The following is a 25,210-nucleotide window of genomic DNA, read 5'->3' as shown; positions in this document are numbered from 1 at the left end:
CCACTCCATGGTCCCACCGGTCATGGATCGAGGCGGTTCACGGCGGTCGTGGTCGTCCGCTTGAAGGCGGGGACGGGAGCGTCGCCCAGGTCGCCCATCTGACCCCACTGGACGACGGTCACCGTGGAGCCGTCGCGTCCGATGCCGAAGAGGTGCACACCGGGTTCGGAGTCCGGGACCGAGGTGTTCACGCCGTAGACGTGCGCGCCCTCCTCGACGGGGAGGGCGCCGTAGTCCTTCGACCGGGCCGTCCCGTCCGGGTGCTTCCGCAGCCAGTCGGCGGCGCAGGCGGCCACCTGCCGCTCCAGGCTCCGGGCCAGCCGGGCGGCCGCCGCGTCGGAGGAGGCCCGTACGGAGACCTGCACGGCACTGGTGTCGAGGTCGGTCCCGAACCGCCGGTGCCAGCTCCCGGCGGCCGGAAGCGCCCCGTCGAGGCAGAACGGCGCCGTCTCGGGCAGCCCCTTGGTGACCTTGCCGGCACGCCAGGGCGAGGTGGGATGCGGCGGAAGATCGGCGGCGCCGAGGAATCCGGGGGCGGCGAGCGCGAGCGCGATGACGGCGACGAAGCCCTGAAGCATGGCGGTTTCTCCCCATGTGGCAGCTGATGCGATGCCCCAGCCGTCCCCACGCCGGCGGTGCGCAAAACGCGGGCTAGGGGGTGTCGTCAAAGTAGCTTCGTCCGCCCGCAAGGGCGGGGCCGGCGGGGTCTGGTGCGTGTGATCGCAAGGCGGAGGAGAGAGGCGACGCTCGCGTCGTCGACCGACGACAACGCGGCGAGCGCGCGTGCCAGACCCCGCCGGCCAGAAGGGACTTTGACGACACCCCCTAAGGGCGGGAGGGGGATTCCGGTCCCGCGCAGCGGGCCGGGAGCCGGTGTCTGCCCAGCTCAGCGGCGTTGTCAGTGCCCGCACCTAGACTCGACGGCAGACGGGACCCGTCTGATCCGACCGCGCCGAGAGGGAGAGGAGCCGACACCGTGACGCCGACACCGACGCAGCAGCCGCCCGCGGCCGCGCTCCTGCGCCACCCCGCCGTCTTCCTCCCCGCCGCCGTCCCCCGCGAGGCCCGCATCGCCTTCTGGGCGCCCGACGGGGACCCCCTCCCGGACGGCGGCGCGGGGACCGCGGCCCCGCTCACGGTCGTGCGCCCCCACGGGCAGGGGGTCCGCACCCGTACCGTCCCCTCCCGCACCCTCTCCGTCACCGAGGCCCTCCCCCTCCTCGCCCGGGCCCCCCGCAGCCCGGCCGCGCATCCCGCCACCCGGGCCTGGGGCACCGCCGCCCTGCACGCCCTCGCGCTCGTCGCCCGCGGCCGCCTCCTGCCCGGTGTCACCCCCGAGGGGATCGACGCCTGGCGGGCCGGCCCGCTCGACGCCGAGGACGTGGGCCATCTCCGCGCGGTGGCCGCCGCCCTCCCGCACGAGGGGTACGCGACTCCGCTGGCCGGCCGCCGCCCGCTCCAGCTGCCCGAACCGGAGGCCTTGGTCCGGGCGTTCCTCGATGCCGTCGCCGACAGCCTGCCCCGCACCCCGGCCGCGCCGGTGGCCGCGGGGCGGCCCTTCGCCGCGCAGGAGCCGCAGCGGGTGCCCGGGATACAGGAGTGGGCCGCGCAGGTCGCGGCCGGCGCCGATGCCGGCGTCGGGATCTCGCTGCGGCTCGACCTGTCCTCGTTCCGCCTCTTCGACCGGCCGGAGGAGGCCGAGGGCACGGGGGACGCCGAGGGCACCCGGGGCGCCGGGGAGGCGGACGTCCGCCGCGCGGGCGCTGCCGTCGTCCAGGTGCACAGCCTCGCCGACCCCACCCTCGTCACCGACGCCGGGCTCCTGTGGGCCGGAGCGGCCGCCGCCGGGTTCGGGCCGCGCGCCCGCATCGATGCCGTACTGGCGCTGCGCCGGGCCGCCCGGGTCTGGCCGCCGCTGCTGCGGCTGCTGGACCAGCCGGTCCCCGATGTCCTGGCCCTGTCCGACCCGGAGCTCGAAGACCTCCTCGGCAGGGCCGCGAGCCGGCTGGCGGCGGCCGGGGTCCTGGTCCACTGGCCGCGCGAGCTGGCTCGTACGCTGTCCGCGTCCGCGGTCGTACGGTCCACCGCGCCCGGCTCCGCAACCGACGGCACCGCCTTCTTCGACGCCGCCCACCTCTTCTCCTTCTCCTGGGAGCTCGCGCTGGGCGGCGACCGGCTCACCCCGGGGGAGATGGACGCGCTGGCCCAGGCGCACCGGCCCGTGGTGCGGCTGCGGGACCAGTGGGTGCGGGTCGATCCCGAGCTGGTGCGCAAGGCGCGCAAGCGGGAGCTGGGCCTGCTGGACCCGGTGGACGCGCTGGCCGCGGTCCTGACGGGGACGGCCGAGGTCGACGGGGAGCCGGTGGAGGCGGTTCCGGTGGGCGCGCTGGCCGCCCTGCGGGAGCGGCTGACCGGCGAGCTGGCCCCGCTGCCGCAGCCCGTCGCCCTGAAGGCCACCCTGCGCGACTACCAGGCCCGCGGCCTGGCCTGGCTCGACCTGATGACCTCGCTCGGCCTCGGCGGCTGCCTCGCCGACGACATGGGCCTGGGCAAGACGGTCACGCTGATCGCGCTGCACCTGCACCGGGACCGCCCCGAGCCGACGCTCGTCGTCTGCCCGGCCTCGCTGCTGGGCAACTGGCAGCGCGAGATCGAGAAGTTCGCGCCCGGAGTCCCCGTACGCCGCTTCCACGGCGGCAGCCGCAGCCTCGACGGGCTGGCCGGCGGGTTCGTCCTCACCACGTACGGGACGATGCGCGCGAGCGCGGCCCGGCTGGCCGGGCAGCCCTGGGGCATGGTCGTCGCCGACGAGGCGCAGCACGTGAAGAATCCGCACTCGGCGACCGCGAAGGCGCTGCGCACGATCCCGGCCCCGGCCCGGGTGGCGCTGACCGGCACCCCGGTGGAGAACAACCTCTCCGAGCTGTGGGCGCTGCTCGACTGGACCACGCCCGGACTGCTGGGGCCGCTGACGGCGTTCCGGGCCCGGCACGCCCGCCCGGTGGAGCACCAGCAGGAGGAGGACGGGGGCAACGAGGCGGCGGTGGCCCGGCTGGCCGCGCTCGTCCGGCCCTTCCTGCTGCGGCGCAAGAAGTCCGACCCGGGGATCGCCCCCGAGCTGCCGCCGAAGACGGAGACCGATCATCCGGTCTCCCTCACGCGGGAGCAGGCCTCGCTCTACCAGGCCGCGGTGGAGGAGGCGATGGCCGTGATCGAGGCGAGCGAGGGCATCGAGCGGCGCGGCATGATCATGAAACTGCTGGCCTCGCTCAAGCAGATCTGCAACCACCCCGCGCAGTACCTGAAGGAGGAGCAGCCCCGGATCCCGCACCGCTCGGGCAAGCTCGCCCTGCTCGACGAGCTGCTGGACACGATCCTCGCGGAGGGCGGCTCGGTGCTGGTCTTCACCCAGTACGTGACGATGGCCCGGATCATCGAGCGGCACCTGGCAGCCCGGGGGATCTCCCACCAGCTCCTGCACGGCGGGACGCCCGTGGCCCGCCGCGAGGAGCTCGTGGACCGCTTCCAGTCGGGCGAAGTCCCGGTCTTCCTGCTCTCGTTGAAGGCGGCGGGCACCGGGCTGAACCTCACGCGGGCCGGCCATGTCATCCACTTCGACCGCTGGTGGAACCCGGCGGTGGAGGAGCAGGCCACCGACCGCGCCTACCGGATCGGCCAGACGCAGCCGGTCCAGGTGCACCGGATCATCGCCGAGGGCACCGTGGAGGACCGGATCGCCGAGATGCTGGAGGCGAAGCGGGCCCTGGCGGATGCCGTGCTCGGCTCGGGGGAGTCGGCCCTGACGGAGCTGACCGACCGCGAGCTGGCCGACCTCGTCTCCCTGCGGAGGCCCGCATGACCACGGCGAGGAGGCCCGCATGATCACCGCAAGGGACGACCGCCGCCGGACCTTCGAGACGGTGCCCGCCGGGGTGGAGGCCGTCAGCTGGTGGGGGCGGGCCTGGGTGTCGGCGCTCGAAGAGGCCTCCGGCGATGCCGCGCGCCTGGCCCGGGGGCACGCGTACGCGGCCGAGGGCCATGTCGACGCGGTCACGGTCACCCCGGGCCGCATCGTGGCGTACGTACGGGGCAGCCGGGCCCGGCCGTACCGCACCGAACTGGCCCTGAGCCCCTTCCCGGACGCCGAGTGGGGCGAGCTCCTGGAGGAGGTCGCCGCGGACCCCGCGGCCCTCGCGAGCCTGTTGGAGAGGGAGGTTCCGCAGTCCCTGGCGGGTACGGTCCTGCCCGGCGCCGGGGAACTCGTCCCGCGCTGCTCCTGCCCGGACACCGCCCGTCCGCCCTGCAAGCACGCCGCGGCCCTCTGCTACCGGGCGGCCCGCCTGCTCGACCGAGACCCGTTCGTCCTGCTGCTCCTGCGCGGCCGGGGCGAGCGGGAGCTCCTCGACGAGCTGGCCCGCCGCAATGCCGCGCACGCCGCCCGCGAACAGCCCGACACCGCACCGGACTTCCCCGGGGTCGCGGCCCGCGCCGCGCTGGCGCGCACCGGGCTGCCGCCGCTGCCGGCCCCGCTGCCCGCGCCCGCAGCCGTGGGGCTCCCGCCCGCGTACCCGGCCGACGCGGCGGCCCCCGACCCGCTGGCCCTGGACCAGCTCGCCACGGACGCCGCCGTCCGCGCCCTCACGCTGCTCACCACCGCCGAGGACCCGACCGCCGGGCTCACGCTCTGGCAGGACGCCGTCCGCCTGGCCTCCGCGCACCACACGGCCGGCCTGACGGGCGCGGCCCGCACCCTCTACCGGGACCTGGCCCGGGCCACCGGCCGCACCACCACCGACCTCGCGCGCGCCGCAGCGGCCTGGCGCCAGGGCGGGCGGCCCGCGCTCGCCGCCCTCGAAGAGCCTTGGGACCCGCCGGCCGGCCCCTTCGACCGGGCCCGCCCGGTCCTCCTCGCCGCCTCCCGGGGCGCCTTCCGCCCCGAGCGCAACCGCCTCACCGCGCACACCCGCCAGCTCCGCCTGGGCCGCGACGGCCTCTGGTACGCCTACGAGTCCCGCCCGGACACCGAGGACTGGTGGCCCACGGGCACCCCCTCGGCCGACCCCCTCACCGCCCTGCGCCACTGACCTCCGCCGCCCAGCGCGTCAACGTGGTGAAGTCGCGGTCGCGCAGGCCGTGGCGGGCGTGGATGGTGAGGAGGAGGGCCGGGGCCGGGTGGTGGGCCTCGATCCAGGCGCGGTCCTGCGGGGTGATCATGTCGTCGACCCAGGCGAAGGGACGGCCCGCGGCCCAGTCGAGGAGCGGGCGGGTCTTCCAGAAGAGACCGTCGGGATCGTCGGCGAAGAGTTCCGGCCATTCGATGACGGGGAGGTCGCCGGGAAGCCCTATGTGCGGGGCGATCATCGTGTTGGCCTGGTGCATCCAGGCGGTGGCCCAGGTGAGTTCGAAGGGCAGGGCCAGCAGGCGGGCTCCGTGCGCGGGGTGCAGGCGGACCCGCAGCCCGCGCCGGGCGCTGCGGGACTCGGGGTCCCGGTGGGACATCCAGTCCGCCGGATGCATCCGGTGACTCGTGTAGCCGCGCAGCCGCGCGAGGCGGGACCGGAAGGGGTTGAGGGGGCCGTCCACGTCGAGGAGCAGGAGCGGGCGTTCGGTCATGAAGTAGCCATTACCCAGTACACGATGGGGTGAAATGCCTACCGGCTCTATAACCCGAACGGGTTTACCGCGTTGTTTCCGGTGCGGGTGCAGTGCCCGCGAACTCCTCCGGAAGGCAGGGAACTCATGCGTCACAGTCGTCGGAATGGCTTGATCGCGGCGGTGGTTGCGGGAGGCGGACTGGCGGTCGCGGGTGTCGGCGGATTCGCCTACGCCGATGCGGACGCGGGCGGAAAGGCCGAGCGTTCGCCGGGCCTGCTGTCGGGGAATCTGGTGCAACTGCCGGTGCACACCCCGGTGAACGTGTGCGGCAACACCGTGAGCGTGGTCGGGCTGCTCAACTCGGCCGCGGGCAACCGCTGTACCAACCAGGGCGGTGGCGACGACGGGCATCCAGGGTCGGGGTCCTCGCATCCTTCGAAACCCGGAACCGGAGCCGGCAGCGGGTCCCACACGGGCGGGGGAGCCCATGCCGACGGTCGAGGAAAGGATTCGCCGGGGCTGCTGTCCGGCAACGGAATCCAGCTCCCGGTCGACGTCCCGGTCAACATCAGCGGCAACTCGGTCAGCGTCGTCGGGGTCGGCAACGGCTCCACCGGCAACACGTCCGTCAACGGTGACGAGCCCAGCGGCGGCAAGCCGGCGCAGCCCTCGCAGCCGGTGCAGCCGCCCGTCGTCGAGCGGCCCGTCACCCCGCCCGCGCCGCCGCAGCACGGCCCGGCGCTCGCCCACACCGGCGCCGACGGAGCCGGCTACCTGCTGCCCGGCGGCGGTGCGCTGCTGCTGGGCGGGGTGCTGCTCTACCGCCGCTTCCGCCTCCGGTAGCCGACCGTGCGGCTACGCCTCCCGCCCCGACGGCGTGCCCGACGAAGGGCGCGGGGGCGGGGGCGGCGGGAGCCTGCGCCAAGCCTCCAGGATCGCGTCGATCCGGGGTGCCAGGCGGGCCCGGGCCGCGAACCGCGGGACGCCCGCCATCAGCAGCGCGTCGTACTCGGTGTCGGTGTGCCGGACCGCCGCCCGGACCGCCACCGACACCGCCTGTTCGGTCAGGGCCCGGCCGGCCGCCGTACGGCCCACCCGACCGCTCCCGCGCAGCGAGGCATGGCCGGCTATCGCCACCGCCCGATCGGCCGGGCACCCCGGGAACAGCCGCACGATCTCGGCGGCGAAGGCCGCCGTGAACCGGGTGTCCTCGACGGCGCGGCGCAGCCGGTCCCGCTCCCGTCGCCGGGCCCGCGCCTCGGCGTCCGCGAGGCAGGCGCGCTCGGCGCCGGCCAGGGCGGGATCCTCGACCAGGATCCCCTGGCGCTCGTAGCGGCGGCGCCGCTTGTTGTAGCGGACGACGACGGCCGAGAGCGAACTCGCCTCGCGGGCCCGCCGGGTGAGGGCGGCGTCCCCGCGCGGCAGGTAGACCAGGTGCCCGAGGTCGGCGCAGTCCAGGCAGCGCGGTACGCCGACCTCCCGGACGAGATGCCGGAGCGGCCCCTGGCGGCACTCCGCGCAGTGGATCTGCTTCAGCGACTCGAACACCACGAGGCTCATGACCCTGTGATACCGCTGTCCGGTCTGCTTATCACCTGGCGGAAAATGACGATTGAGGTTTCGCCAACTTTCCCGGATGTCCGGATGTCCCTCTACCGTGGGCAGTTGGGGCTGCGGTAGGGCCGTGATGCCCATGGGGGAGGGGTGCACACATGGGTGGCTGGCAGCCGACGGCGCGGCTCACGCGGGCGGTGGAGGGCGGCGCGGAGGGCCTCGCGGGCCGCGAGGTCGTCATCGAGCCCGGCGGCTGCACCGGCTGGCACTTCCACCGCGTCCCGCTGATCGCGCTGGTCAAGTCCGGGACGCTGACGCGGATCCTGCACGACAACTCGGTCGTCGTGCACCGCCCCGGCACCAGCTTCGTCGAACCGCCCGGCGCCGAGCACCTGCACCTCGGCCGCAACCTGGGCACCGTGCCGGTCGTGCTGTACGTGACCTGCACGCTCGCCGAGGACGAAGCCTTCTCCATACCCTCCGACGCCCCGCCCGGCGCCGAACCGTGCGCCTGCCCGGGCCGTCTTCCATAACCCGTCCCACCGGGCCCCACCCCACCGGGCCCCGTCCCGCCCGGGGCCGGGCTCAGACCAGGCGGCGTATCTCCCCGCGCACCCGGTAGAACCCGCCCGAGGCCGCGTGCAGCCCGTCGACCACGTACCGGGCACCCGGCTCCCGGATCCCGCGCGGGAACTGCACGTTCCACGAGGGCTCGAAGCCGCCCGACACCACCTGCACGCGCATCCGGCCGCCCTGCTGCACGCACTCCACCACCACACCGCCGGCCGGGGCCGCCGCCACGGAGACGGTCTGCACCGCCGCGGCGGAGGCAGCCGGGGTGAACACCGGGAGCGCGGCCGCCGACTTCACGTCCACGGCCGTCGGGACCGAGCCCCGCTGGGCCGCCAGGATCGCCGCCTCGCTCGCGTCCATGCAGATCAGCGACCCGTCCGTGGTGACCAGATACAGCCGCTCGTCCAGATACTGCATGGACAGGGCCGAACCGCCGCCGGTGCCCAGCTTCCACAGCCGCTGGCCGTCGGCGTCGAAGCAGTACACCGAGGACGCGTAGTCGGCGGCGAACACGTGCCGGCCGTCCGGCGAGGTCGCGCACGCGTAGACGGCGGCGTCGCACCGGTACGAGGCCTCCACGGCGCCCGTCGCCTTCGCCAGCCGCTGCACGGTGTGGCGCCCGGTGGCGGCGTAGACGGTGTGGTCCTCCTGCCAGCCGAACAGCACCGAGCCGTCGGTCGGCGTGTGCCACAACTGCGCCCCGCCGTCGGCCGCGTACGCCGTCACGCCCTGGCTGTGCCCGTGGTAGACCGACCGCTCATCCGCCCGGACCATCCACGCGTTCGACCCCGGCGACCGCCGCGACCACTGGAACTCGTCCTCGTGGTCGATGACCGTCAGACCGCCGCTGCGGTCGGAGACGCTCAGCACGCCCTCGTGGATGTCGAGCCAGAAGATGTCCACGTCCGCCGCGATGTCGTAGGCCCCGAACGGCACCTTCGACGACAGGTCGTACACCGTGCCGTCGTCACAGCCCGCGTATATCCAGAACTCGTCCGCCACCAGGCATTTCACCCCGTCCGGCAGCGAGTACCGGGCCAGCACCTCGCCCCCGTGGCTCAGCGTGTAGACATCCCCCGCCTGGTTCCCCACCCAGCAGCGGTCCTCGTCCACATGGATCCCGAACGCCGAGGAGCCCGTACGGAACCGCCACAGCACCGGAGCCACCGCACGCGCCGTCGACGGCGCCGAGGCGACCTGGCGGCGCGAGACCGCCCGGGCCGCGCGGGCTCCGGCCACGGCCGGCGCGTACCCCTTGCGGACCTTCTCCCCGATCTTCTTCGCGGCCGCCGCCCGGGCCTTCTCCACGGTCGGGAAGGAGGAGCTCTGCAGCTGGCCGCCCGCACCGATCCGCCCGTACCGCACCGAGACGGCCGTGCCGTCCACGGTCACCTCGTAGAACTTGTGTGCCCCGCCGCCGTCTTGCGACAGTTCCAGATACGTCGTCTCGCGAGCCATGACAGACCCCTCCCCAAGGCCGGGCCAACGGCTCTTTCCCGCCGGTGATCCCTCGTGAAAAACGTTAGGACCCACCACTGACAATGGGTCCGTGCAGCTGGAAGCGATCACATGGCAGCGGATGGCCGAGCGGCTCGCCGGCCACCTCGAAGAACACGCGTCGTCTTCGGAGGAAGGGACGTGGCAGCGCGTGGGCATCGACGGCGCGCCCGCCGCCGACACCGGCGTGCTCGCCGGCCACCTCGCCGAAGCGCTCCGCCCGCGCGGCCGCGCCGTCCTGGTGGTCCCGGCCGGGGGATTCCTGCGCCCGGCCTCCCTCCGCTTCGAGTTCGGCCGGGAGGACGTGGACTCCTACCTCGGCGGCTGGTACGACACCGCCGCCCTGTGGCGCGAGGTGTTCGGCCCGACCGACCCCGGCGGCACCGGCCTAGTGCTGCCCGACCTCTGGGACCCGGTGACCGACCGGGCGACCCGCAGCCCGTACACCGAACTCCCGCCGGGCGGCGTCGTGATCGTGCACGGCCCGCTGCTGCTGGGCCACTGGTTCCCCTTCGACCTCAGCGTCCACATCCGGCTCTCCCCGGGGGCGCTGGCCCGCCGCACCGAGGAGTCCGCCCGCTGGACCCTGCCCGCCTTCGCCCGCTACGAAGCCGAGACCGACCCCGCCGCCCGGGCCGACACGGTGGTCCGGGCCGACGACCCCCGCCACCCCGCCTGGACCGGCCTCGACGGCCCCGCCGGCTGACCTCCGCGCCCCCGACCCGTCACGGACGTACGGGATCCGCAACAACGCCATCGCGGGCCGGTGACGAACGAGATCCGGCCATCGCCCCCGGCCGCGGCCGCGCCCTAGGGTGACGCCACGCTTCGACGGCGGCCACCCGGTGCCGCCTTGGCAGAGGGAGACGGCAATGGGCGCACGCGGTACGGCGGTTCGGGGTCCGAGACGGCTGCGGCGGCAGGCGGCGGCCGCGCTGGTGCTCTGCGGAGCCCTGACCCTGACGGCCTGCAACGGCGAAGGCGACGGGAGCGACGCGGGCGCGGCCGGCGCGAGCCCCGGCGCGAGCCCGGCGAGCCCCTCGGCAGCGGCCTCCGCGTCCGCCGCGCCCGGCGGGCCGGCGCCGTCGGCCTCCCCGGCGTCCTCGAAGAAGCCGGCCTCCGCCACGACCCCTGCGGCCAAGCCGAAGCCGCCCGCACCCGGACCCGCCTGCGCCTCCAAGGACGCGGTCTCGCCGGACGAGGTCGCCGTCTACCGCTACACCCCGGAGGGCGGCCAGTACAGCCTGATCGTCAAGCACGGCCACTGGGGCTGCCCCGTCTCCGGCGGCGCCACCCCGTTCGTGACCGTCGGCGAGGAGACCTACATCCCGATCGCCGAGGACGCCAAGATCGGCGCCCACGCCCCGATCCTCTCCGGCTCCACGAACAAGCCCATCACCACGCACGAGCTCACCTCGTGGCTGGAAACCCACCCGAACAAGGGCTTGGTGTTCCACTACAACGTGAACAAGGCGGGCGTGATCGACACCCTCGGCCAGGAGGAGTACATCGCGTAGCTCCCCCTACGGGCGCCCGCCCAGCCGGGTCACCGCCCGCGCGGCCGCGCGGCACCCGGCGCGGGCCGCGTCCGCCGGGGCCGCGCCGGCGAGCCGTGCCGCCAGGAACCCGCCGGTGAACGCGTCCCCGGCACCGGTCGAGTCCACCGCCTCGGCCGACTCGGCGGACACCTCGGCGGTCACCCGGCCGCCCTCCGCCACCAGTGCCCCGGCCGCACCCCGGGTGACCACCACCAGCGGCACCCGGCGGCTCAGCTCCGCCGCCGCCCGGGCCGCGGCCCCGGCTCCGGTCCGCTCCGGCACCCCGGCCAGCAGCCGTGCCTCGTCCTCGTTGGGCAGCAGTACGCCGATCCCCGCCACGGCATCGAGGAAGCGCTCCGGACCCAGCCCGGCCAGGAACCCCGCCGAGGCCGGGTCCACGCTCACCGGCACCCCCCGGGACCGGGCCGCCCGCAGCGCGACCAGGGCCAGCTCGCGGCTGCTGTCGGCGAAGAAGAGGTAGCCGGACAGATGGAGATGGGCGGCCCCGTCCAGCAGGGTCGGGGCCCAGTCCTGCGGGGTGAGCCGCAGCGCGGCGCCGCTGTCGGTGAGGAAGGTGCGCTCCGCGCCCTCGCCGACCAGCGCCACCACCGTCCCGGTCGGCTCGGCCGGGTCGATCACCAGCCGCGGCCGCACCCCCGAGTCCCGCAGCGACTGCTCGTGCCACCGCGCCGATTCGGTGCCGACCCGAGCCAGCAGCCGTACGTCCGCCACCCCCGCGTGGGCCGCCCAGCAGGCCGCGTTGGCCCCGGCGCCGCCCGGCAGGGTCCGGATCCGCGCGACCGTGTCGGTGGCCGGGGCCAGCGGCTCCGGATGCACAGCCACCACGTCCGTCACCACGTCCCCGACCACCAGCAGCGCACCCGGCGCGGTGGCGGCCCCCGCCGCGGTCGCGGTCGCGGGCACCGTCACGGACGCCGTCACGGACGCGCCGCCCAGGCCCCCGCGATCCTGGCCCCGAGCGCCACGTTGCCCCGTACCGCCGCCAGGTTGGCCTCCAACGAGGCCCCGCCCGTCGCCCGTACCAGGAACCCCAGCAGGAACGGGGTCACCGCCTGCCCCGTGATCCCGCGTGCACGGCACTCCTCCAGGGCCTCGGCCAGGACCCGGTCGTGCAGATCCGGATCCAACTGCTCCGCCTCCGCCACCGGATTGGCCACCAGCAGTGCCGAATCGGGCCCGCCGAGCGCGTCCTGGGCGGCCATGACCGCCGCCACCTCCTCCGGGCGGTGGACGGTCCAGTCCACCGGTTCGCCGGAACTGGCCAGGTAGAACCCGGGGAAACGTTCCGTCCCATACCCCACCACCCCCACCCCGAGCGTCTCCAGCCGTTGGAGCGTGGCCGGTACGTCCAGGATCGACTTCACCCCCGCGCACACCACCGTGATCCGCGTCCGCGCCAGCAGGGCCAGGTCCGCCGACTCGTCCTGCGTCTGCGCGTACTCCCGGTGTACGCCGCCCAGCCCGCCCGTGGCGAACACCCGCAGCCCCGCCCGTGCGGCCAGGAAGGCCGTCGCGGACACCGTCGTCGCGCCGGTCGCGCCCGTCGCGAGCGCGGGCGCCAGATCCCGGTGGCCGAGCTTGCGCACGCCCTCGCCGCCCGCGATCCGCTCCAGCCGGGCCTTGTCGAGGCCGGCGTACGCCACGCCGTCGACGACGGCGATCGTGGCCGGAACCGCGCCTTCGGCGCGCACCAGCGCCTCAAGTTCCGTGCCCACGGCGAGATTGCGGGGGCGGGGCAGCCCGTGCGCGATGATCGTGGACTCCAGGGCCACGACGGGAATGCGCCGCTCCAGCGCCTCGCGGACCTCTTCGGACAGGACGGGGACCTCGGATGATGTGTGCATGTCCCATCCATGGCACGCGATCCCCGCCCCCAAACGCCCTCCGCCCACCGCTGCCGAACCTGTCCGAGGAGCGGGCCCCGGTGAACTCCCCGAACACACGCCTTCCACGACGAACTCGCCGACCGGTACCACCTCCTGTACGCGGACCGGGCCGCGGGCATCGCCCGCCAGGGCCGGCACCGGACGGCCCGCTCACCGCGCCCCTGGGCACCGGCCCGCACCGTGTCCTCGACAACGCCTGCGGGATCGGCGCCGCCTCCTGACGGCCGACGCGGTCCCGCCGCCCTGGCCGAAAGCCTGCGGGTGCTGCGTCCGGCTGGACAGGTTGACCTGTCCGGCGGGCGGAGCATGGACGTTGTGGTCACCGCGGAGCGCGGGAGGGGCGGATTAGGGTGACTCGGCATGAGCACCAGTGAGCACGGTCCCGCCTCGTTCGCCGTATCCGTACCGGACGCCGAACTGGAGGTCGAGCCCCTCGATCCCGGCCAGATCCTCTCCGGCGAGCCCGTCGTGACGGGCAAGGTGCTGTGGGAGTCCCCCGACGGCACGCAGGTGCGCGGCATCTGGCAGATCACCCCCGGCGTGGTCACCGACACCGAGGCCGACGAGCTGTTCGTCGTGGTCAGCGGCCGCGCCACCATCGAGGTCGAGGGCGGCGCAACGCTGGAGGTGGGCCCGGGCTCAGCCTGCGTGCTCCGGGAGGGCGACAAGACCACCTGGACCGTCCACGAGACGCTGCGCAAGGCCTACCACATCAGCTACTAGCCGCCGGGGCGGCAGCCGGGTGGCGGCGCGCGGTGAACAGGGCCAGCGCCGCCATCGGCAGCAGCAGGGCCGCACCGATGGCGTTCAGCCAGCCGTAGCCCGCGTGGGACATGACCAGGCCGGCGGCCGCGCCGCCCACGCCCGCGCAGGTGTTCATCGTGAGGTCGCTCAGGCCCTGTACGGCGGCCCGCGCGGCCTGCGGCACCGAGTCGGTGAGCAGGGCCGAGCCGGAGACCATGCCGGCGGACCAGCCGAGCCCCAGCAGGAACAGGCCCGCCGCGCTCTGCGCGTGGCTCGGCCCGGCGGTGCCGGCGAGCAGGGCGGCCACCGACAGCAGACCGGCCGCCAGGCCGATCACGGCCAGCCGGCCGACCCGGTCCGCGAGCCAGCCCATCACCGGCGAGAAGGCGAACATGCCCGCGATGTGACCGCTGATCACCAGGCCGACGAGCTCCAGCGTGGCGCCGTGGTGGCCCAGGTCCACCGGGGTCATCACCATGATCGAGACCATGGCGGTGTGCGACACGGCGACGGTGACCAGGGCCAGCCGCGCCCGCGGGGAGGCCTTGACGGCCGCGAACCCGGCGCGCAGCGAGCGGCCGCCCTTGGCCTGGTCCGCGGGCGAGGCCAGCGCCCGGGCCGTGAGCAGCGGGTCCGGCCGCAGGAGCAGGCCGATCAACGCGGCGGTGAGGACGAAGACGGCGCCGGCCCAGACGAAGGGGCCCGCCGTCTCGGGTATGGAGGTGCCGGCGAAGCTGCGGCCCGCCGGGGCGGAGAGGTTGGGGCCGAGCACCGCACCCAGGGTCGACGCCCAGACGACGAGGGAGACGGCCCGGGCCCGGCGGTCCGGGGCCGCGAGGTCGGCGGCGGCGAACCGGGCCTGGAGGTTGGCGGAGGAGGCGGCTCCGAAGGCCGCCATGCCGAGCATCAGCAGCGGGAAGCTCTTGATCGCGGCGGCGAGGACCACCAGGCCCGCGCCGATGGCACCGATCCCGTACCCGAGGACCAGCCCGGGCCGCCGGCCGCGCGCGGTCATCAGGGCGGCGAGCGGGAGCGAGACCGCCGCGGTGCCGATGACGGCGGCGGTGGAGGCGAAGCCGGACAGCGCTTCGGTGCCGCTGACCTGGGTCGCGAGGACCGGGGCCAGGGCGATGCTGATGGGCACGCCGACGCCGCCCAGCATCTGGCTGGCGATCAGCACCCCGGAGACGCGGCGCTGGAGCCGGGGCAGGTCCGCCGGGCCCACGGGCGGGGCGGGCCGGTCGGTGCCGGGTATCGCGGTCATGCCGTCCACCCCCGTCGCGGCGCAGGGCGGTGTACGGGCGCGGTGCGGCCGGAGGCGGTGGCAGTAGTCACCGCGGCAGTTTCCCACCCCTTACGGCCGGACGGAACGGGGGACGCACCCCTACGCTTTGCATCCCCGCGCCCACCGCCCGCGCGCACCACTCGGCGCCCCCGCTTCGCGCCCCGCCGCTCCCTCAGAACAGCGGCTGCGGAAGCACGCCCTCCAGGGCCAGCAGGCTGCGCTTGGTCTCCACCCCGCCGCCGAAGCCGCCGATCCCGCCGTCGTTCTCCACGACCCGGTGGCAGGCCACGACCAGCGGCAGCGGATTCGACCCCATGGCGTTGCCCACGGCCTGGGCCGCGCCCGGCTGGCCGACCCGGGCCGCGAGCTCCCCGTACCCGACGACCGCCCCGTAGGGCACCGAGCGGTCCAGCTCCTGGAGCACCTGCCGGTTGAAACCGGAGCTCAGCCGCCAGTCCAGCGGCAGCTCGAAGCGCCTCAGGGTGCCCCCGAAGTACGCCTTCAGCTGCCGTATCGGCTCGGCCAGCAGCACCTCCTGCCCCGGCGCCGGGCGCCAGGCGTCGGCGCCGAGCCGGGAGACGAGGGAGCCGATCATCTTGTCGACCCGGTCCGGCCCGGCATGGAACTCGACCCGGACCAGACCCTCCGGGGTCGCGGCCAGGAGCAGGGGGCCGATGTCGCTGGGGACGACGGTCCATTCGAGGTGCGGCCCGCGGGGCCGCTCGGTGCTGTCCACCCCTCCACCGTACGGGGAGGGTCCGACAGCCCGGGCAGCGTCCTCCCGGGAGGTGTCCCCCTAGGGGGTGTCGTCAAAGTCCCTTCTGGCCGGCGGGGTCTGGCACGCGCGCTCGCCGCGTTGTCGTCGGTCGACGACGCGAGCGTCGCCTCTCTCCTCCGCCTTGCGATCACACGCACCAGACCCCGCCGGCCCCGCCCTCGCGGGCGGACGAAGCTACTTTGACGACACCCCCTAGAACGCGAAGGACCCGAGCACCGCCTGGTGCACGACGTCCGGAGCGTTGGTGATGATCCCGTCCACGCCCATCCCCTGCACCTTCCGGGCCGTCGCCGCGTCGTCGACGATCCAGGTGTCCACCTCCATGGCCTTGCCGTGGGCGCCCCGCAGGTCGTGCACCGCCGCCACCCAGTCGGCCGAGATGGTGGTGTGCCACGGGTTGATCCGGTCCGTGAACTCGGCGTACTTCGGCAGCTCGGCGACGGTCGGGGTGCCCAGGAAGGCCGTCACCAGGTCCGGGCGCATGCCGTGCACCAGGCGTACGGAGTCGGCGCTGAAGCTCTGGACGACCAGGCGGCGCTGCACGTGGTCCGTGTCGAGCCAGCCGGCCTCGTCCAGCACCTGCAGGGTCTGCTTCTCGACGCCGGGGTAGAGCTCGGGCTTCTTGATCTCCAGCAGCAGCCGCTGCCGGTTGCGCTCCACCCGGTCGAGGTACTCCCGCAGGGTCGGGACGCGCTCGCCCGCGAACTCCTCGCCGAACCAGCTGCCCGCGTCGAGCGTGGCGATCTCCGCCGCCGTGAAGTCCTTGACCTGCCAGGGCTTGCGGCTGGGGAACGCCTGCTCGGCATCGGTGGTGCGGGCCAGGGTGTCGTCGTGGATCACGACCAGCTCGCCGTCTTTGGTGCGCTGGACGTCGTTCTCGACCCAGTCGAAGCCGAGCCGCATCGCGAGGTCGATCGCGGCGAGCGTGTTCTCCGGGGCGTACGCCGAAGCCCCCCGGTGGGCGTACACGACGGGGCCCAGCAGCCCCGGGGCGCCCGCGGGACCCGCGGGGCCGGTGGAGCCGGAGGGGGAGGAGGGGACGGAGGGGCCGGTGGCGGCGGATGCGGCCGTTCCGCCCAGCAGGGTCAGGGTGAAGCCCAGAAATGCGGCGGCGGCCGCGGCGGCGGGTCGGACGTACATGTGCGTTCTCCTCGTTTCGGGAGCCCTGTTCCTGCGTCAGACGCGTGCGGACTGGCAGACGTTGCGGCGATGCACTACACGGGGGACCTCTACGGCGATCATGCGGTTGAAGATCACCGGGCCGCCACCGAACTACGACAAACGGACCAGAAAGGAGGACTTCCGCCCCGTCCGCCGGACACGCCGGACGCGCCGGGCCGCCCGGCCCGCGCGCCGGGCCGCACCCGCAGACCGCACCCGCCCCGGCGCCGCGGACCCGCGCGGCTGCGTGAGTGTCAGTGGGGGGTCGTACGGTGGACTCATGCGGCCCGTATCGAAGATCGAACGCACGGTGGCGCCTTTCGAGGTCGTCAGCCCCTACCAGCCCAGCGGCGACCAGCCGGCAGCCATCGCCGAGCTGGAGAAGCGCATCCGTGCAGGTGAGAAGGATGTCGTCCTGCTGGGTGCGACCGGCACCGGCAAGTCGGCGACCACCGCCTGGATGATCGAGAAGCTCCAGCGCCCGACCCTGGTCATGGCGCCGAACAAGACGCTCGCCGCCCAGCTGGCGAACGAGTTCCGCGAGCTCCTGCCGAACAATGCCGTCGAGTACTTCGTCTCGTACTACGACTACTACCAGCCCGAGGCGTACGTACCGCAGTCGGACACCTACATCGAGAAGGACTCCTCGATCAACGAGGAGGTGGAGCGGCTGCGCCACTCCGCGACCAACTCGCTCCTCACCCGGCGCGACGTGATCGTCGTCGCCTCCGTGTCCTGCATCTACGGCCTCGGCACCCCGCAGGAGTACGTCGACCGGATGGTCCCCCTCAAGGTCGGCGAGGAGATGGACCGGGACCAGCTGCTGCGCCGCTTCGTCGACATCCAGTACACGCGCAACGACGTGGCCTTCACCCGCGGCACCTTCCGCGTGCGCGGCGACACCATCGAGATCTTCCCGGTCTACGAGGAACTGGCCGTCCGCATCGAGATGTTCGGCGACGAGATCGAGGCCCTGTCCACCCTGCACCCGCTGACCGGCGAGGTCATCAGCGAGGACCGCGAGCTGTACGTCTTCCCCGCCAGCCACTACGTCGCCGGCCCCGAGCGCATGGAGAAGGCGGTCCGCGGCATCGAGGCGGAGCTGGCCGAGCGCCTCGCCGAGCTGGAGAAGCAGGGCAAGATGCTGGAGGCCCAGCGGCTGCGCATGCGCACCACCTACGACCTGGAGATGATGCGCCAGATCGGCTCCTGCTCCGGCATCGAGAACTACTCGCTGCACATGGACGACCGCGAGCGCGGCTCCGCGCCCAACACGCTCATCGACTACTTCCCCGAGGACTTCCTCCTCGTCATCGACGAGTCGCACGTCACCGTGCCGCAGATCGGCGCGATGTACGAGGGCGACGCCTCGCGCAAGCGGACCCTGGTCGACCACGGCTTCCGGCTGCCGTCCGCCCTCGACAACCGGCCGCTGAAGTGGGAGGAGTTCCAGGAGCGGATCGGCCAGACGGTCTACCTGTCGGCGACCCCCGGGAAGTACGAGCTCTCCCGCGGCGACGGCTTCGTCGAGCAGATCATCCGCCCCACCGGGCTCATCGACCCCGAGGTCGTGGTCAAGCCCACCGAGGGGCAGATCGACGACCTGGTCCACGAGATCCGGCAGCGGGTGGAGAAGGACGAGCGCGTCCTGGTCACCACCCTCACCAAGAAGATGGCCGAGGACCTCACGGACTACTTCCTGGAGCTCGGCATCCAGGTGCGCTACCTGCACAGCGACGTCGACACGCTGCGCCGCATCGAGCTGCTGCGCGAGCTGCGCGCCGGCGAGTACGACGTCCTGGTCGGCATCAACCTGCTGCGCGAGGGCCTCGACCTGCCCGAGGTCTCGCTGGTGGCGATCCTCGACGCCGACAAGGAGGGCTTCCTGCGCTCCGGCACCTCCCTGATCCAGACCATCGGCCGCGCGGCGCGCAACGTCTCCGGCCAGGTCCACATGTACGCGGACAAGATGACCCCGGCGATGGAGAAGGCCATCGAGGAGACCAACCGGCGCCGGGAGAAGCAGATCGCGTACAACACGGCGAACGGGATCGACCCGCAGCCGCTGCGCAAGAAGATCAACGACATCGTCGCCACCATCGCCCGCGAGGAGCTGGACACCGAACAGCTGCTCGGCACCGGGTACCGCCAGGGCAAGGAGGGCAAGGGCGCCAAGGCTCCCGTGCCCGCGCTCGGCGTGGTCAAGGCGGGCCAGGTCACCGTGGGCGGCAAGCCGGTCAAGGGCGCCAAGGCCGCCAAGGCGGCCAAGGACGCCGCCGTGCTGACGGACCGTCCGGCCGAGGAACTGGCCGCGCTCATCGAGCAGATGACCGAGCGGATGCGCGGGGCGGCCGCCGAGCTCCAGTTCGAGGTCGCGGCCCGGATCCGCGACGAGGTGGGCGAGCTGAAGAAGGAGCTGCGACAGATGAGGGAAGCGGGCCTCGCCTGACCCGGAGCCGGTCAGTAGGGTTGGCAGCAGCCGCAGGTACACATGCGCACCCACATCGGGGGCGGGCTAGGGAGAGGGGACAGCGCGTGACGGTCAACATGACCAAGGGTCAGGCCATCAGTCTGCAGAAGCAGGACGGGGGCACGCTGACCGCGGTCCGGATGGGCCTCGGCTGGCAGGCGGCCAAGCGCCGCGGACTGTTCGGTTCGCGGACCCGGGAGATCGACCTGGACGCGTCGGCCGTGCTCTTCGCCGACAAGCAGCCGGTGGACGTGGTGTTCTTCCGCCACCTGCAGAGCGACGACGGCTCGGTCCGGCACACCGGTGACAACCTCGTCGGCGGCGCCGGCCAGGGCGGGGACGACGAGTCGATCCTCGTCGACCTCCAGCGCGTGCCGGTGCACATCGACCAGATCGTCTTCACGGTGAACTCGTTCACCGGCCAGACGTTCCAGGAGGTGCAGAACGCCTTCTGCCGCATCGTCGACGAGACCAACGGCCAGGAGCTGGCGCGCTACACGCTGGACGGCGGCGGCCAGTACACCGCGCAGATCATGGCGAAGGTGTCGCGGGCCGGAAGCGGCTGGCAGATGACGGCCCTCGGCAACCCGGCCAACGGCCGGACCTTCCAGGACCTGATGCCGGCGATCCTGCCGCACCTGTAAGCGGCACCGGCGACCCGCCGGAACACGGCGGAGCAGAGCAAGGCAGAGCAAGGCAGAGCAAGGGCACGGGGGAGGGCTGCAGGATGACGGCCGAACTGGTCCGGGGGCAGAACCACCCCCTGTCCCAGACACGGGTGGAGATCAGGGTCTCGGCGGGTACGCCCGTGCTGGCCCTGGCCTCGGCCTGCGACGACGCCGGCCGGCTGGCCGGCCCCGAGTCGGTGGCCCACCCCGGCGCCCGGAGCCTGCCCGGTGTGGAGGTGCCGGGGTCGGTGGCGGGCGAGCACCGCTTCGCCGTCGACCTCGACGCCGTCGCGCCCGCCGTGCACCGGCTCGGGGTGGTCCTCGTCCTGCCCCCCGGCGGGCCCGTGCGGTTCGGCGCGGTCCAGGCCCCGTACGTGGCCGTGGCCCGGCCGGAGGGTGCCGACCTCGCCGGATTCGCCCTGACGGGGCTCGATTCCGAGAAGGCCGTCGTGGCCCTGGAGCTGTACCGGCGCCAGGGGGCCTGGAAGGTCCGCGCCGTGGGCCAGGGGTACGCCGACGGGCTCGGCGCGCTGCTGGCCGACGCCGGGCTGGCCGGCCCGGCCGCCACCGCCCTGGCGGAGGTGGCCACCGGGCTGGTGCCGTCCGGTGACATCACCCTGGCCGCCCTGCCGACGGCGGCCCCGCCGACCACTGCGCACGGCCTGAGGGCCGAGCAGGACGCCGCGCCCGCGGCCGCCCCGCCGCCGCCCCCGGATCCGCTCCCCGCCGCCGGCGTCCCGTACCCGGGCACCCCCGCAGCCGCACCCGGTTCCCCGTCCGCCGACACCATCGGCGGACCGCCCACCATCGACTACGCCCACCCGCGCCGCCGCCGCACGACCACGGAGCCCCCCGAGCCCGGCCCGCGCGCCGTCCCCTCCCCGGAGGGGGACCGGCCCCCCGTCCCGGTCGCGGGCGACGCGAGCGGCTGGTCCCTGGAGGAGCGGCTCTACAACCAGGTCTGGGGCATGTTCGAGGACCTGGCCCGGTCCGTGGCCGCCTACCGCAGCGCCTGCGAGTTCGCCGAGTCCCGGATGGACCGCGAGCTCGACGGCGCGCTGTCCGACCCCCGCCACCGCCTCGCTGGCTCCGGCAACGCCGCGCGCGACGCGGCCCGGGCCCGCCACGACGAGCTCGTCGCCCAGGCCAAGGCCGTGCTCGACCGGGACCTCGCCCAGCTGATCGCCGAGTCCGAGGTGGTCGAGCCCGCGCTGCCGGCCTCGTACGCCCGCTGGGCCAATCCCGTCTGGCACGGGCACGCGGTGCCCGAGGAGGCCCCGATGGCCCTGCGCCTCGGCGACCTGCACCTGCCCGAGCGGCCCGACCTGCGCATCCCCATGCTGGTGCGGGCCCCGCTGGAGCGCGGGCTCTGGATCGACAACGGCCGCACCGGCTCCGAGGCCGCGATGACGATGGACACCGACCGGCTGCGCCGGGCCGCCATGGACATGGCCGTCGCCCACGCGGTCCGGCTGCTCGCGGTCCACCCCGGCGGCCGGTTCTCCGTGCACGTCATCGACGCCGCCGGGGCGGGGGCCGGCTCCCTGGCGCCGCTCGTCGCGGCCGGGGTGCTGGCCGGGCCGCCCGCGGCCGGGGCCGCCGGGGTGACCCGGACCCTGGAGGCGCTGACCCGCCGGGTGGACCTCGTACAGATGGCCGTGCGGGCCGGGGCTCCCGAGGACCTGCCGCCCGATGTGGACCTCGCCGACCAGCTGCTGATCGTCCACGACTTCCCGCACGGGTTCGACGACCGGGCCGTCACGCGGTTGCGCTACCTGGCCGACGAGGGCCCGGCGGTCGGCGTCCACCTGCTGATGGTGGCCGACCGCGACGAGGCCTCGGCGTACGGACCGCTGCTCGATCCGCTGTGGCGTTCGCTGATGCGGCTGTCGCCGGTGCCCGACAACCACCTGGCCGATCCGTGGGTGGGGCACGCCTGGACCTTCGAGCCCGACCTGCCCCCGCCGGGCAGCAGGGTCCTGGAACAGACCCTGGAGCGGATCGCCGCCGACCGGCGCGATGCCCGCCCATGACCTTTCCTTGGTCTTCTCTTTACCTTTGCGTGCTCTGACGGGTACCCTGGACACGCGGAGGGGAGTATTCCTGCTTTCCTGCTACGGCGTACCCGTCAATACGGACCACGTGCGGTTGTGTGAACGCAGTCGGTCCCGGGGCGCCGGCCCACGGCCTCCAGGCCGCCCGGGTGGAAGAGACCTCCGGCAGCGATGACGCTGACCTGTGTGCTGAGCCATCTGCCGGAGGCGAATTAGCAGTGGACGTTTCGTGGACCCTCTGGGTGCTGACCATTCTCGGTCTGTGCATCCTCATCGGCGCCGATTTCTTCATCGGCCGCAAACCGCACGACGTATCGATCAAGGAAGCGGGCACCTGGACGGTCGTCTGGATCGTCCTCGCCGCACTCTTCGGCCTCGGCCTCTGGTTCTTCGGCAACGGCCAGGCCTCCCAGGAGTTCTTCGCGGGCTTCATCACCGAGAAGTCCCTGAGCGTCGACAACCTCTTCGTCTTCGTCCTGATCATGGCGAAGTTCGCGGTGCCCTCCCACCTCCAGCAGCGCGTCCTGCTGGTGGGCGTGCTGATCGCCCTGGTGCTGCGCGCGATCTTCATCGCCGCCGGCGCGGCGATCATCGCCAGCTTCTCGTGGGTCTTCTACATCTTCGGCGCGTTCCTGATCTACACCGCCTGGAAGCTGATCCAGGAGGCGCGCAAGGACGAGGACGAGGAGGAGTTCGAGGAGAACCGCCTCCTCAAGTCCGTCGAGAAGAAGTTCGGGGTCGCCGACAAGTACCACGGCACCAAGCTGTTCATCGAGAACAACGGCAAGCGCGTCCTGACCCCGCTGATGGTCGTCATGCTCGCCATCGGCACCACCGACGTGCTGTTCGCCCTGGACTCGATCCCCGCGATCTTCGGCCTCACCCAGGACCCGTACATCGTCTTCACGGCCAACGCCTTCGCCCTGATGGGTCTGCGCCAGCTGTACTTCCTCATCGGCGGCCTGCTCAAGAAGCTGGTCCACCTCAGCTACGGCCTGTCGATCATCCTCGGCTTCATCGGCGTCAAGCTGGTGCTGCACGCCCTGCACGAGTCCGGGCTGCACGTCCCGGTCGTCTCGATCCCGGTCTCCCTCGGCGTCATCTGCGGGGTCCTCGTGATCACCACGATCACCAGCCTGATCGCCTCGAAGAGGCAGGCGGCCGCCGAGGCCGCCGCCCGCCCGGAGAGCATCGACGCGTAGGGACTCGTCGGCCCTGAGGGGCTACGCGGGGGCGGCCGCTTCGGCCGCCCCCTTTCCCGTTCCCGCGCCCGTCCGCGCCCGCACGACCGCCGGGTTCGTCTCCGGCAGCAGCGCGAAGCAGACCAGGCTCAGCAGCGCGATCCCGCTCAGGTACACGGCCACGCCCCACGGCGGCCCGGAGCCGGCCGCCAGCGCCGTCGCCACGATCGGGGTCAGCGCCCCGCCCAGCACCCCGCCCAGGTTGTAGCCGACGGCCGCGCCCGTGCAGCGGATCCGCGGGGCGTACAGCTCCGGTACGTACGCGCCCACCACGGCGAACATCGTCACCATGCCCAGCAGCCCGCCGAGGCAGCCCAGCGTCATCAGGAACGGGTCCGCCGTCCGCAGCAGCGCGACGAACGGGAACATCCACACCAGGCACATCGCGCTGCCGATCAGGCAGAGCGGCCGCCGCCCGTACCGGTCGCCGAGCACCGCCACCACCGGGGTCAGCGTGCCCTTCAGGGCGACGGCCGCCATGATGCAGGCCAGCATCACCGTGCGGTCGACCTTGAGGTGCTCCGTGGCGTAGGCGAGGGACCAGGTGGTGACCGCGTAGAAGACCGCGTACCCGGCGGACAGGGCCCCGCCGGTCAGCAGGACCAGCCGCCAGTGCCCCCGTACGACCTCGGACAGCGGGGCGTCGGAGCGCCGGCCGGTCTCCGCGAGGGCCCGGAACTGCGGGGTCTCCTCCACCGAGCGGCGCAGCCACAGCCCGGCGAGGGCCAGTACCCCCGCCGCCCAGAAGGGCACGCGCCAGCCCCAGGACGTGAACTGCGCGTCGGTCAGCGCCGCGGACAGGGTGAGGGTCATGCCGTTGGCCAGCAGGAAGCCCAGCGGCGGGCCGACCTGCGGGAAGCTCGCCCACAGCCCGCGCCGTTGCTCGGGGGCGTGCTCGGCGGTCAGCAGGACCGCGCCGCCCCATTCGCCGCCGAGGCCGAGCCCCTGGAGGAAGCGCAGTACGAGCAGCAGCAGGGGCGCCGCCACGCCGATCGTCGCGTACGTGGGCACGCAGCCCACCGCCACCGTGGCGAGGCCGGTGAGGAGCAGGGAGCCGAGCAGGACCGGGCGGCGGCCGTAGCGGTCGCCGATGTGGCCGAAGACCACGGAGCCCAGCGGACGGGCGAGGAAGCCGATGCCGAAGGTGCCGAAGGCGGCGAGGGTCCCGGCGAGCGGGGAGAAGGACGGGAAGAACAGCGGGCCGAGCACGAGGGCAGCGGCCGTGCCGTAGACGAAGAAGTCGTAGAACTCGATGGCGGTCCCGGCGAGCGAGGCCATCGCCAGCCGCAGCATCGAGGGCGGCCGGGGAACCGCGCGCCGGGGGAGGGCGGGGGAGGGGTCTTGTTGCATGGTGCAGCAACTACCCCGCCCCACACCCCCAGGACGTGCGTTCGGTCATCTTCGACCGGAAGGAGTGCTTCCTGTCGCGGTGTTGACCGGGATCGGACGGACGGCCCGTACGGCCGCGGACCGCGGCCGTACGCCTGCTACCAGCCGCGCTCGCGCCATTCGGCCAGGTGCGGCCGCTCGGCGCCGAGCGTGGTGTCGTTGCCGTGCCCCGGGTAGACCCAGGTCTCGTCCGACAGCTGCTCGAAGAGCTTGTGCTGGACGTCGTCGATCAGCCGCTCGAAGGCCTTCGGGTCGCCCCAGGTGTTGCCCACGCCGCCGGGGAAGAGGCAGTCGCCGGTGAAGACGTGCGCGTGCCCGTGCGGGTCGTCGTAGATCAGGGCGATCGAGCCGGGGGTGTGGCCGACCAGGTGGCGGGCGGTCAGCGTGACCCGCCCGACCGTGACCGTGTCCCCGTCGGCCACCAGCACGTCGGTGGCCACCGGGATGCCCTCGGCGTCGTGGGCGCCCGCGTACGTACGGGCGCCGGTCGCCTCGACGACCTCCGCGAGCGCGCCCCAGTGGTCGCCGTGCCGGTGGGTGGTGACGACGGAGGAGATGCCGTCGTCGCCGATCAGGTTCAGCAGGGTCTCCGGCTCCGCGGCCGCGTCGATCAGCAGCTGCTCGTCGGTGGCCCGGCAGCGCAGCAGGTACGCGTTGTTGTTCATGGGGCCCACCGCGACCTTGGAAATCATCAGGTCCGGGAGTTCGTGCACGTCGGCCGGACCGCCGACCTTGACTGCTCCGCTGTACGTCATG

Annotated in this window: 22 protein-coding genes; 11 read left to right on the top strand and 11 right to left on the bottom strand. The window is 73.7% G+C overall.

Going from position 1 to position 25,210, the window contains the following annotated elements; translation table 11 throughout:
• Positions 1-20: 20 nt before the first annotated feature.
• Positions 21-578: a hypothetical protein gene (locus tag ACFYZS_RS30360; protein WP_389019362.1), complete on the bottom strand. Its 558-nt coding sequence runs from the start codon at positions 576-578 to the stop codon at positions 21-23.
• Positions 579-976: 398 nt separating this feature from the next.
• Between ACFYZS_RS30360 and ACFYZS_RS30355 the strand changes: the two genes are divergently transcribed.
• A complete protein-coding gene (locus ACFYZS_RS30355; protein ID WP_389019359.1) occupies positions 977-3,859 on the top strand; it encodes an SNF2-related protein in 2,883 nt (960 codons plus the stop codon).
• 19 nt (positions 3,860-3,878) lie between these two features.
• Positions 3,879-5,084 carry an SWIM zinc finger family protein gene (locus ACFYZS_RS30350; protein WP_389019356.1) on the top strand — a complete coding sequence of 402 codons (1,206 nt, stop codon included), beginning with the start codon at positions 3,879-3,881 and terminating at the stop codon, positions 5,082-5,084.
• Here ACFYZS_RS30350 and ACFYZS_RS30345 read toward each other — a convergent pair.
• Entirely contained in the window at positions 5,065-5,613 is a 549-nt protein-coding gene (locus ACFYZS_RS30345; protein ID WP_389019353.1) for a hypothetical protein, read from the bottom strand. The genes ACFYZS_RS30350 and ACFYZS_RS30345 overlap by 20 nt on opposite strands.
• A gap of 162 nt (positions 5,614-5,775) precedes the next feature.
• On the opposite strand from ACFYZS_RS30345, the gene ACFYZS_RS30340 reads away from it, so the two are divergent.
• Positions 5,776-6,438 carry a chaplin gene (locus tag ACFYZS_RS30340; protein WP_389019350.1) on the top strand — a complete coding sequence of 221 codons (663 nt, stop codon included), beginning with the start codon at positions 5,776-5,778 and terminating at the stop codon, positions 6,436-6,438.
• A 12-nt stretch (positions 6,439-6,450) separates the two neighbouring features.
• Here ACFYZS_RS30340 and ACFYZS_RS30335 read toward each other — a convergent pair whose 3' ends face one another.
• On the bottom strand, positions 6,451-7,155 hold the full coding sequence (locus tag ACFYZS_RS30335) for a DUF2293 domain-containing protein (protein WP_389019347.1): 705 nt from the start codon (positions 7,153-7,155) through the stop codon (positions 6,451-6,453).
• 152 nt (positions 7,156-7,307) lie between these two features.
• Between ACFYZS_RS30335 and ACFYZS_RS30330 the strand changes: the two genes are divergently transcribed.
• Positions 7,308-7,682 (top strand): cupin domain-containing protein, encoded by a 375-nt coding sequence (locus ACFYZS_RS30330; protein ID WP_389019344.1) that lies wholly within the window; start codon positions 7,308-7,310, stop codon positions 7,680-7,682.
• A 52-nt stretch (positions 7,683-7,734) separates the two neighbouring features.
• On the opposite strand, the gene ACFYZS_RS30325 is transcribed toward ACFYZS_RS30330, so the two are convergent.
• The gene (locus ACFYZS_RS30325) at positions 7,735-9,180 is read right to left on the bottom strand and encodes a WGR domain-containing protein (protein WP_389019341.1); all 1,446 of its coding nucleotides are present in this window, start codon (positions 9,178-9,180) and stop codon (positions 7,735-7,737) included.
• A gap of 91 nt (positions 9,181-9,271) precedes the next feature.
• Here ACFYZS_RS30325 and ACFYZS_RS30320 point away from each other — a divergent pair, with 91 nt between their 5' ends.
• A complete protein-coding gene (locus tag ACFYZS_RS30320; protein ID WP_389019338.1) occupies positions 9,272-9,925 on the top strand; it encodes a uridine kinase in 654 nt (217 codons plus the stop codon).
• A 166-nt stretch (positions 9,926-10,091) separates the two neighbouring features.
• Positions 10,092-10,736 carry a hypothetical protein gene (locus ACFYZS_RS30315; RefSeq protein ID WP_389019335.1) on the top strand — a complete coding sequence of 215 codons (645 nt, stop codon included), beginning with the start codon at positions 10,092-10,094 and terminating at the stop codon, positions 10,734-10,736.
• A 6-nt stretch (positions 10,737-10,742) separates the two neighbouring features.
• Here the strand turns inward: ACFYZS_RS30315 and ACFYZS_RS30310 are convergent, their stop codons facing one another.
• Both ACFYZS_RS30310 and ACFYZS_RS30305 read right to left on the bottom strand, forming a co-directional pair.
• Complete coding sequence (locus ACFYZS_RS30310) at positions 10,743-11,699, bottom strand: carbohydrate kinase family protein (protein ID WP_389019333.1); 957 nt, start codon at positions 11,697-11,699, stop codon at positions 10,743-10,745.
• Positions 11,696-12,622 (bottom strand): pseudouridine-5'-phosphate glycosidase, encoded by a 927-nt coding sequence (locus ACFYZS_RS30305; protein WP_389019330.1) that lies wholly within the window; start codon positions 12,620-12,622, stop codon positions 11,696-11,698. The genes ACFYZS_RS30310 and ACFYZS_RS30305 overlap by 4 nt, the downstream gene beginning before the upstream one ends.
• A gap of 402 nt (positions 12,623-13,024) precedes the next feature.
• On the opposite strand from ACFYZS_RS30305, the gene ACFYZS_RS30300 reads away from it, so the two are divergent.
• Complete coding sequence (locus ACFYZS_RS30300) at positions 13,025-13,387, top strand: cupin domain-containing protein (protein ID WP_389019328.1); 363 nt, start codon at positions 13,025-13,027, stop codon at positions 13,385-13,387.
• Here the strand turns inward: ACFYZS_RS30300 and ACFYZS_RS30295 are convergent.
• From ACFYZS_RS30295 to ACFYZS_RS30285, 3 genes are all read right to left on the bottom strand, one after another.
• Positions 13,377-14,672 carry an MFS transporter gene (locus ACFYZS_RS30295; RefSeq protein WP_389019325.1) on the bottom strand — a complete coding sequence of 432 codons (1,296 nt, stop codon included), beginning with the start codon at positions 14,670-14,672 and terminating at the stop codon, positions 13,377-13,379. The two genes, ACFYZS_RS30300 and ACFYZS_RS30295, sit on opposite strands and share 11 nt — an antisense overlap.
• Positions 14,673-14,865: 193 nt before the next feature.
• On the bottom strand, positions 14,866-15,429 hold the full coding sequence (locus ACFYZS_RS30290; RefSeq protein WP_389019322.1) for a methylated-DNA--[protein]-cysteine S-methyltransferase: 564 nt from the start codon (positions 15,427-15,429) through the stop codon (positions 14,866-14,868).
• Between the two features lie 234 nt (positions 15,430-15,663).
• The gene (locus ACFYZS_RS30285; RefSeq protein ID WP_389019320.1) at positions 15,664-16,611 is read right to left on the bottom strand and encodes a glycerophosphodiester phosphodiesterase; all 948 of its coding nucleotides are present in this window, start codon (positions 16,609-16,611) and stop codon (positions 15,664-15,666) included.
• Between the two features lie 301 nt (positions 16,612-16,912).
• Between ACFYZS_RS30285 and uvrB the strand changes: the two genes are divergently transcribed.
• The 4 genes from uvrB (at position 16,913) to ACFYZS_RS30265 (ending at position 23,026) form a co-directional block, all read left to right on the top strand.
• Positions 16,913-19,081 carry an excinuclease ABC subunit UvrB gene (gene uvrB, locus ACFYZS_RS30280; RefSeq protein WP_389019317.1) on the top strand — a complete coding sequence of 723 codons (2,169 nt, stop codon included), beginning with the start codon at positions 16,913-16,915 and terminating at the stop codon, positions 19,079-19,081.
• An 86-nt stretch (positions 19,082-19,167) separates the two neighbouring features.
• A complete protein-coding gene (locus ACFYZS_RS30275; protein ID WP_030292185.1) occupies positions 19,168-19,746 on the top strand; it encodes a TerD family protein in 579 nt (192 codons plus the stop codon).
• A gap of 83 nt (positions 19,747-19,829) precedes the next feature.
• On the top strand, positions 19,830-21,803 hold the full coding sequence (locus ACFYZS_RS30270) for a TerD family protein (RefSeq protein ID WP_389019313.1): 1,974 nt from the start codon (positions 19,830-19,832) through the stop codon (positions 21,801-21,803).
• A gap of 239 nt (positions 21,804-22,042) precedes the next feature.
• The gene (locus tag ACFYZS_RS30265; RefSeq protein ID WP_389019310.1) at positions 22,043-23,026 is read left to right on the top strand and encodes a TerC family protein; all 984 of its coding nucleotides are present in this window, start codon (positions 22,043-22,045) and stop codon (positions 23,024-23,026) included.
• A 21-nt stretch (positions 23,027-23,047) separates the two neighbouring features.
• Here ACFYZS_RS30265 and ACFYZS_RS30260 read toward each other — a convergent pair whose 3' ends face one another.
• Positions 23,048-24,358, bottom strand: a complete 1,311-nt coding sequence (locus ACFYZS_RS30260) for an MFS transporter (protein ID WP_389019502.1) — start codon at positions 24,356-24,358, stop codon at positions 23,048-23,050.
• Positions 24,359-24,552: 194 nt separating this feature from the next.
• On the bottom strand, positions 24,553-25,209 hold the full coding sequence (locus ACFYZS_RS30255) for an MBL fold metallo-hydrolase (RefSeq protein ID WP_389019307.1): 657 nt from the start codon (positions 25,207-25,209) through the stop codon (positions 24,553-24,555).
• Position 25,210 lies beyond the last annotated feature (1 nt).

It is taken from the genome of Streptomyces sp. NPDC001903, from assembly GCF_042891345.1.
Classification (GTDB): domain Bacteria; phylum Actinomycetota; class Actinomycetes; order Streptomycetales; family Streptomycetaceae; genus Streptomyces.
The sequence above is the reverse complement of the archived record's forward strand: the minus strand, read 5'-3'. Positions and strand labels throughout refer to the sequence as shown.